Below are 7,568 nucleotides of genomic sequence, written 5' to 3' on the forward strand. Positions count from 1 at the left end.
GACAGCGAGAGCCCGCCGCCGCAAGTGGTGGTGCGGGCCTTCGGCCGCAGCCAGCCGCTGACGCCGGAAGGCGTGATCATCCTTGCCCGCTCGCAGGTGGCGCTGGGCGATCAAGCGGCGGCGCGCGCGGTGCTGGTGCCCTTCTGGCGCACGGAGAAGCTGGATGCCCAGGACGAAACTTCCATCATCAAGGAATTCGGCACGCTGATCCCTGCGGCCGATCATCGCTATCGCATGGAGCGCATGTTCTATGCCGACCGGCCGTCCTCGGCGCTGCGCGTCGCCGGCATTGCCGGCGCCCAGCAACTGGCGGATGCCTGGGTGGCGGTCGATAAAGGCGAAAAAAACGCGGCGAAACTGTTGAAGGCGGTGCCGGCGGCGCAGCGTTCGGCCGGCTATTTCTTCGCCGAGGCAGAATATCTGCGCAAGCAGCAAAAACTTGCCGATGCCGCGGCAGTCGTGATGAAGGCGCCGACCAATCGCGACGCGCTGGTCGATCCCGATGCCTGGTGGGTGGAGCGGCGCGTTCTTTCGCGCGAGCTGGTCGATCAGGGCGACATAAAGACCGCCTACAAGATCGCCTCCATGCATGCGGCCGAAAGCGCGGCCAGCGCCGCGGAAGCCGAGTTCCATGCCGGCTGGTATGCATTGCGCGGTCTCAACGACCCGGCAGCAGCCGCCTCGCATTTTTCACGCATCGCCGAGCTCGCCCAGGGACCGGTGTCGCTGTCGCGCGCCTATTACTGGCTTGGCCGCGCCGCGGAAGTCGGCGGCCCGGGCAGCGCCAAGGACTATTTCACCCGGGCCGCCAGCTACGGCACCACCTTCTACGGCCAGCTTGCCGGCGAGCGTGTGGGCCTCAGAACCTTGAGCATCGTCCATCCCACGCCCAGCGCGGCCGACCGCCAAAGCTTCGAGGGCCGCGAGGCGGTGAAAGCGATCAAGCGGCTGCAGGAGGCAGGGTATGACCGCTATGCCGAGACGCTCTACCGCGACCTCGCGGGGCAGCTGACCAGCCCCGGCGAGCTTGCGCTGCTGGCGGGGCTTGCCGAAAAACAGGGCAACCATTTCATGGCGCTGAAGGTCGGCAAGATCGCCGCCCAGCGCGGCATCGATGTGGGTGCGCTTTCGCATCCGTTGGGTGTCATTCCCGATTCGGCCGATATCTCCGGCTCCGGCAAGGCGCTGGCCTATGCCATCGCCCGCCAGGAGAGCGAGTTCAATGTCGCGGCGATTTCCAGCGCGGGCGCGCGCGGCCTCTTGCAGTTGATGCCGGGTACCGCCAAGCAACTGGCGAAGAAGGCCGGCATGACCTTCTCGCAAACGCGGCTGACGACCGATGCCGGTTACAACGCGACGCTGGGGTCAGCTTTTCTCGGCGAGCAGCTCGACCGCTTCAACGGCTCCTATGTGCTGACCTTCGCGGGGTACAATGCCGGCCCAAACCGCGCCGCCCAGTGGGTGGCGAAATACGGTGATCCGCGCGGCAAGGACGTGGACGCCGTCGTCGACTGGGTCGAGCGGATCCCCTACACGGAAACAAGAAGTTACGTGCAGCGCGTGATGGAGAATTATGAAGTCTACAAGATGCGTATTTCCGGCAAATACGACATCGTCGGGGATCTGGTGAACGGGCGGAGTTGATCGCCGTGGGGCGTATGCAAGCCTCAGGTTGGCGATCCTTCGCGCCCCTCTGTCCTGCCGGACACCTCCCGCACTTGGAGATTGGCAGTTTCGCTGCCGGCTCGTTCATGCCGCTTTGGCGATGGGTAAAAGCTTAGATGACAGTCAATCCCCTTGCGGGGAGATGTCCGACAGAACAGAGGAGATGCTGTCCCGCCAGCGTGGCAAGGTTGTGTAGCGTGCCTTCCCATCATTTGACCGCGGCCGCCCTCGCCTGTAGCTGTCGGTCACCTCAGCGAGGAGCAGCATCCCGATGGCGAGCGACGGTTTCTCCGACTTCTTCTATGCCGCACCCGATGGGCTGAAACTGCATGCCCGCATTTATGGCGAGGCGAACGGTGGCTGGCCGATCGTTTGCCTGCCCGGCCTCACCCGCAATGCGCGCGACTTCCATGAGCTCGCGCTTTACCTCTCCGGCAAGGCGAAGACGCCGCGCAAGGTCGTCGCTTTCGACTATCGCGGCCGTGGCCGATCCGACTACGATCCCGACATCAGCCACTACAATGTCGGCGTCGAAGCCGGCGACGTGCTCGCTGGCTTGTCAGCGCTGGGTATCGAAGAGGCTGGCTTCATCGGCACCTCGCGCGGCGGACTGATCATCCATGTGCTCGGCGCGCTGAAGCCGGCCGCCTTGAAAGCCATTGTCCTCAACGATATTGGCCCGGTGATCGAGGCGGAAGGTCTTGCCCATATCCGCTCATATCTCGATCGCGCGCCGAGGCCGAAGACATTCGCCGAGGCGGTCGACACGCAGCGGCGCGTGCATGGTGCCGGCTTCCCTGCGCTCACCGATGCCGACTGGGCGCGCATGGTTGGCGCCATCTGCCGCGACACGGATGCCGGGCTGGTGCCCGATTTCGATCCTGCCCTGGTCGAGACCCTGGCCAATGTCGACTTCAGCAAGCCACTGCCGGATCTTTGGCCACAGTTCAACGCGCTTGCCGCCGTGCCGTTGCTCGCCATACGCGGCGGCAATTCGACGCTTCTCTCCACCGCGACGATCGAGGAGATGGCAAAGCGTCATCCCGGCATGGAGACGATCACTGTCGAAGGCCAGGGACACGCGCCCTTGCTGGACACCGGTGAGTTGCCGAAGAAGATCGCGGATTTCCTCGATCGCGCCGAAGCCCAGTCGAAGTAGAGTAAAGTCCGAGACTAACGCTACCCCGGGCTTGTTTTTGAAATATAGATTCCCGGCGCGTGGCGTGCCCCCTATTTGCCCTTCGAGCTCTTGCGGCGCGCCTTCGCCGGCTCCGAGCCGCTCTCCTTGCGGGCGGCTTTGGCCGATGAAGGCGTGGTCAACGGGGACGCAAACACCGAGTTCTCTGCGGGCCGCGGCGCCTCTTCGGCGCGCGGCTTCTCGAGCACGACGACGCAGCCATCGAGGTCGTTGGTGGCGAGGTGCGCGTAACGCATGGTCATCGACAGCGTCTGGTGACCGAGCCACATCTGCACGCGCCGGATATCGATGCCGCCCTGGACGAGTCGCGAAGCGCAGGTGTGGCGCAGGATATGCGGCACCACTTGCTCATCGGCGCCAAGACCGACTTCGGCCTTCGCCTCATTCCAGATGGCGCGGTACTGTGCCTGCGTGAGCTTGGTGAACGGACCCTTTGGCCGGCGGCCTTCGGTGGTCGGCGGCAGCTTGATCACCTCCTTGACCCGCTCGGTCATCGGGATGGTGCGGCTGCGGCCCGACTTTGTGATCCAGAAGCTGACGCGGTGTTCCTGGATGTCGTTCCAGATCAGGCCGAGCGCCTCGCCGAGACGGCAGCCGGTGTCGACCAGGAAGACCGAAAGTCTGTAAGCATCCTCGCTGCGGCTCTTGATGGCCGCGAACAGCCTTGTCTCTTCGTCCCTTTCGAGGAAACGAATCCGTCCCGCCCGCTCCTTCTGGCGGCGGAACTCGGGCAGGCTGTGGATATCTCCCATCTTATGAGCCTTGCGCAGCAGCTTGCTGAGTGCAGCCATCTTGCGATTGATGGTTGCGTTGCTGTTCCCGCGCTGGCGCAAGGTACCGATAAGACTGTCCAGGGTGTTCTGGTCAAAGGTGCTGAAACGCTCTCCCAGAAGGATCTCGTCTATTTCACCAATGAATGAGCTGACATTGTATTTATGCCGCCCATCATCCCAGAGTATATCCCGGTATGCTGTAAAGAGCTCACTGACCCTGTACGACTTTACTTCCCGGATCTTGTTATAGGTGTACCTAAATTTCGAATTCTGAGAAGAAAATACCGCAAAATGACCAGAGGGCTCCCCCTCTCGAATCGCTTCATTCGACATTTTTAGCCACACCCCCTGTGGTTAAGGGACCAGCCCTAACCGCTCGGGAGCATCCTTTCAAGAGTTTTCGAGTCTGGTCTCCGACCCCATCCGCCGATGGCGGATCCCACAAAGTCGCTCTACAGACCCGATCAGCTTACCGTTTTCACCCCCGTCCTTTCGTTGCGTTGATCCATCGCGAAAAGCAAAACGGCCCGGGCGCAGAGATGCCCGGGCCGGATTTCAGTTGTAGCAGTCCAGCCCTTAGAAGGAGCGCTGGAAGCGGAGCATGCCGCCCACGCTGTTTTCCTTGTCGGCGTTGGTCCAGTTGGAGACGGAGTCGTCGCCAAGGTGGAGGTAGTCAACTTCGGCGGTCACCGTGAAGCCGGGAACGATGTCGTAGGCGACGTTCGCAGCGACGCCGACGTTCTTGCCATCGTCAGCAGACACCTGGAGGTTGAACGAGGTCTTCTCGTTGAACTTGTAGGTGCCGCCGCCCCACACTGCCCAGTTACCGCTCCACTGCTTGTAGAAGCCGCGGCCGCCAGCGTTGATACCAGTGCCCGGAGCATGGACTTCCAACAGGTTGTCGTCGGTACCGTAGCCAGCCATGATGAACAGCGAGATCGCGTCAGTGGCATTCACGTCCAAGCGGACCTTACCAGCGACTTCTTCATAGTTGCTGTCATAAGCGATGACGCCGCTGATGGCGCCCCAGCCCTGCGTCCACTTCAGGCCGCCGACGACATGCGGAACATAGCTGTCGATCGTGCCGACGACGCCCGAGCCTTCTTCGAGCGAGAGGACGGCGGAGAAGCCGTTGCCGGCGTCGAAGTAGTACTGGACGACGTTGGTGTCGAAGTCGCCGTAGGGAACGAGCGTATCCTGGATGACGTTGCCGGCGTAGCCGATGAACGTGTTGAAGGCCGATTCGTCCTTACCAACTCGGAGGCCACCGAGCTGGATCCAGGCGAAGTTCAGCGAGACGGCCTTGTTGGCGGCGGGGTTGCCGAGCAGGTTCGTAACGGGGGCTGTGGTAGGACCAGTAACAGTGACCTGGCCGTAGTTGTTGCGGTTGCCGAAGTTGAACCGGGTCTCGGTGTAGGTCTTCAAGGTGCCGAGCTCGGTCTCCTGGCCGGTCCAGGTCTTCAGCGTGAAGCGCGCATTCTTGTAGAAGGTGTCCTGCTCGTCACCATCTTGGTGGTCAAAGGACCGCGCGCCGTCGAACGAGCCGACGTCGCCGACGCCGATGTCGTAGCGGACATAGCCGCCGATGCGCAGGCAGGTCTCGGTGCCGGGGATGTAGAAGTAGCCCGAGCCGTACACGTCGCAGATCCTGACGTATTCAGCCGGTTCCGGCTCGGCGACGGTCACCGCGTCGGCGGCGCGAGCACCGGAAACTGCGATCATGGCCGCAGCTGAGCCGAGAAGAAGGCTCTTGATGTTCATTTTCTGACCTCCAGTCAAAAGTTAAAAAACGGGTCTGGGTATTTTTTGCTGAAGGACAGCGTTCCCTGCCCCATCCCCACTTACCGAAAAAGATGCGCACCGCGCCGCTCCTTCGAACGTGACCTTTACCCAGGCGGCGGCGGCGTTCAACTATGATCGTATCGGCAGAAGCCCCGTCCAGACGCTATCACCGGACGTTGTTGCACAAATGACACGATTTGGCCTCACTCCGAAAGTTCTCATTAACCATTAAGGCCTTGCAGTCGGTCGAATCCGGCGAGGGGCGGCCGAAATTGCGGCGCCAGCTGCGAGTCGCCGGCCGGGAATCGCCATGGAATCGCCGCATGGGAACACTCATCCTGCTGCCGGCGTCGAATTTTCAGCGATTACGGCGCGGGCTTGTTGATTGTGCCGCCGCTTTTCTTTATCCAGCGGCGCGACGGAGAGGTGGCCGAGTGGTCGAAGGCGCTCCCCTGCTAAGGGAGTAGAGGTCAAAAGCTTCTCGTGGGTTCGAATCCCATCCTCTCCGCCATCCTGCTTCGCGCTGCGCGCTTCGCAGGACAAGCCCGACAGTTCGTGCGAAGCAGGATGCGGAGAGGATGCCCTCCGAAGCCTTGGCGAAGGAGGGCCGGTCCGTGTGGTACGTATACCTGATTGCGAGCGAGGCTTTCGTAGGCGAGCGTTATATCGGCATAACATCGGACCTGCGGCGACGAATTGCTGAGCATCACGCAGGAAAGTCCAGTCACACTTCCAAATTTCTGCCGCGGCGAATCGTGACCTACATGGCCTTTCAAGCCGAGCAAAGGCGACTTCGTTCGAGCGCTATCTCAAATCGGGATCCGGGCACGCGTTCGCCAGCAAACGTCTGTGGTAGCGGCTACCCGGCAAAAAAATACAGCAATAACAAAGCACTGACACCGGTGACAGTCGAGTGAAATCGACGCTGCCGTTCGATTCTGACTGGAGGTCAGAAAATGAACATCAAGAGCCTTCTTCTCGGCTCAGCTGCGGCCCTGATCGCAGTTTCCGGTGCTCGCGCCGCCGACGCGGTGACCGTCGCCGAGCCGGAACCGGCTGAATACGTCAAGATCTGCGACGTATACGGCTCGGGCTACTTCTATATCCCCGGCACTGAGACCTGCCTGCGCATTGGCGGCTATGTCCGTTACGACATTGGCCTCGGCGATGTCGGTTCGTTCGATGGCGCGCGCAGCCTCGACGTGCGGAATGGCGGCGACCAGGGTACCTGGTACAAGAACACCCGCTTTACGCTGAAGACCTGGACTGGCCAGGAGACCGAGCTCGGCACGTTGAAGACTTACACCGAGACGCGCATCAACTTCGGCAATTCCAACGGCTATGGCGATTCGGTCACCGCCGGCGGCCAGCCGATCGGCAATCCCGCCGGTAACAAGGGCATCACGCTGAATTTCGCCTGGATCCAGCTCGGCGGCCTGCGCGTCGGCAAGGACGAATCGGCCTTCAACACGTTCATCGGATACGCCGGCAACGTCATCAACGATACGCTGGTTCCCTATGGCGGCTTCGACACCAACGTCGTCCAGTACTACTTTGACGCCGGCAACGGCTTCTCGGCTGTGGTCTCGCTGGAAGAAGGGGCCGGTTCCGCTGGCGGCCCGGTTGTTGATGGGGCTGGCAATTACCTCTACAATGCCGGTTCGGGCAATGACACCATCGACAGCTATGTTCCGCATGTTGTCGGCGGCGTGAAGTATACCCAGGGCTGGGGCGCCATCACGGGCGTCGTCGCCTATGACAGCGCCTGGGATGAATGGGCAGGCAAGGTCCGCTTGGATGTGAACGCGACCAACGAGCTGTCGCTTTTCCTCATGGCCGGCTACGGGTCGGACGACCACATCGACCGAAACTTCTACAAGCAGTGGGGCGGAAACTGGGCAGTCTGGGGCGGCGGCACCTACAAGTTCAACGAGAAGACCTCGTTCAACCTCCAGGCCTCTGCTGATGACGCCAAGAACTACGGCGTCGCAGCCAACGTCGCCTACGACATTGTGCCTGGCTTCACGGTTACGGCCGAGGTCGATTACTTGCACGATGGCAAATTCGGCGAACTGGACGACCGAAACTGGACCAACGCCAATAAGAAGAACAGCGTCGGCGGTATGCTCCGCTTCCAGCGTTCGTTCTAA

General features: G+C 61.6%; 5 protein-coding genes, 1 tRNA gene and 1 pseudogene. 5 read left to right on the forward strand and 2 right to left on the reverse strand.

What is annotated here, in order from left to right; genetic code table 11:
• Both EOA60_RS11795 and EOA60_RS11800 read left to right on the forward strand, forming a co-directional pair.
• A partial coding sequence (locus tag EOA60_RS11795) for a lytic transglycosylase domain-containing protein (RefSeq protein ID WP_164899268.1) occupies window positions 1-1,644 on the forward strand: 1,644 nt, incomplete at its 5' end.
• Between the two features lie 292 nt (window positions 1,645-1,936).
• A complete protein-coding gene (locus EOA60_RS11800; RefSeq protein WP_095823686.1) occupies window positions 1,937-2,824 on the forward strand; it encodes an alpha/beta hydrolase in 888 nt (295 codons plus the stop codon).
• Window positions 2,825-2,895: 71 nt separating this feature from the next.
• On the opposite strand, the gene EOA60_RS11805 is transcribed toward EOA60_RS11800, so the two are convergent.
• The gene (locus EOA60_RS11805) at window positions 2,896-3,969 is read right to left on the reverse strand and encodes a site-specific integrase (protein WP_095823687.1); all 1,074 of its coding nucleotides are present in this window, start codon (window positions 3,967-3,969) and stop codon (window positions 2,896-2,898) included.
• A 243-nt stretch (window positions 3,970-4,212) separates the two neighbouring features.
• A complete protein-coding gene (locus EOA60_RS11810) occupies window positions 4,213-5,397 on the reverse strand; it encodes a porin (RefSeq protein WP_066997498.1) in 1,185 nt (394 codons plus the stop codon).
• Window positions 5,398-5,838: 441 nt separating this feature from the next.
• Here EOA60_RS11810 and EOA60_RS11815 point away from each other — a divergent pair.
• The 3 genes and pseudogenes from EOA60_RS11815 (at window position 5,839) to EOA60_RS11825 (ending at window position 7,568) form a co-directional block, all read left to right on the forward strand.
• Window positions 5,839-5,929: transfer RNA gene (locus EOA60_RS11815), tRNA-Ser, on the forward strand.
• Between the two features lie 103 nt (window positions 5,930-6,032).
• A pseudogene (locus EOA60_RS11820) lies at window positions 6,033-6,274 on the forward strand (GIY-YIG nuclease family protein).
• 100 nt (window positions 6,275-6,374) lie between these two features.
• On the forward strand, window positions 6,375-7,568 hold the full coding sequence (locus EOA60_RS11825) for a porin (protein WP_127334919.1): 1,194 nt from the start codon (window positions 6,375-6,377) through the stop codon (window positions 7,566-7,568).

It is taken from the genome of Mesorhizobium sp. M1A.F.Ca.IN.020.06.1.1 (genome assembly GCF_004023265.1).
GTDB lineage: Bacteria > Pseudomonadota > Alphaproteobacteria > Rhizobiales > Rhizobiaceae > Mesorhizobium.

Bases quoted from the DNA above. Each gene is read 5' to 3' on its own strand.
- EOA60_RS11810 (WP_066997498.1), bottom strand. From the start codon at position 5,397: ATGAACATCAAGAGCCTTCTTCTCGGCTCAGCTGCGGCCATGATCGCA.
- EOA60_RS11825 (WP_127334919.1), top strand. From the start codon at position 6,375: ATGAACATCAAGAGCCTTCTTCTCGGCTCAGCTGCGGCCCTGATCGCA.
- EOA60_RS11805 (WP_095823687.1), bottom strand. From the start codon at position 3,969: ATGTCGAATGAAGCGATTCGAGAGGGGGAGCCCTCTGGTCATTTTGCG.
- EOA60_RS11800 (WP_095823686.1), top strand. From the start codon at position 1,937: ATGGCGAGCGACGGTTTCTCCGACTTCTTCTATGCCGCACCCGATGGG.